We start from the raw sequence: 587 nt of genomic DNA on the forward strand, positions 1-587 counted from the left end.
TGAGCATCAACGGACTGAGATTCGAACGCGAAGCGAGGTCCGCGACATTGGCGCCGCTCGCATAATCCACCCACTTCCGGGTGGTCGCAAAAATCGTATGCGCCGGATCATGGGCATCCGCCAGGCACTCGAAGTCGATCCACTTCTGCGCGAATTCCGGCGTCACCCGGCCGCCCGGGTGGTTGAAGTCGCACACCCAGCCATCGACCGGTTGACCCTGTGCATTCACCCCGTCGACGTGCCACCAGCTCACCGGGTAACCCGGATCGGGATGCGGATGCGGCTCGGGGACCCGTCGATTCGAATCGCGCGCCAATTCGGCGAGCGAATACACCTGGACGGCGTCCGTCTTTCTCGACTGCGGGTCAGCGCCGGGGACAAACTTGTTGTCCTCAGTACGCTGATACAGCACCGTGCCCGGTGCGATCCGCAGGATCGTCGGCCCGGACGGCAGGCCCAGTGCCGCCCAGTCCTCCTTGTGCGGACCGTGCTGGTTGACCCACGCGCGGCCCTGTTCGAGGAACGGCTGGATGCTGTCGTCGCAGAACACCTCGATGTGCGCCATCCGCGTCCCGGACGTGCACCCG

1 pseudogene is annotated in these 587 nt (G+C 65.1%); it reads right to left on the reverse strand.

The window, feature by feature from the left end:
* Positions 1 to 565, reverse strand: a pseudogene (locus F6X42_RS43060) (glycoside hydrolase family 19 protein); the annotation flags it as partial.
* Between the last annotated feature and the right edge of the window lie 22 nt (positions 566 to 587).

The sequence above is a fragment of the Paraburkholderia podalyriae genome (assembly GCF_014397785.1).
Lineage (GTDB): Bacteria > Pseudomonadota > Gammaproteobacteria > Burkholderiales > Burkholderiaceae > Paraburkholderia > Paraburkholderia podalyriae.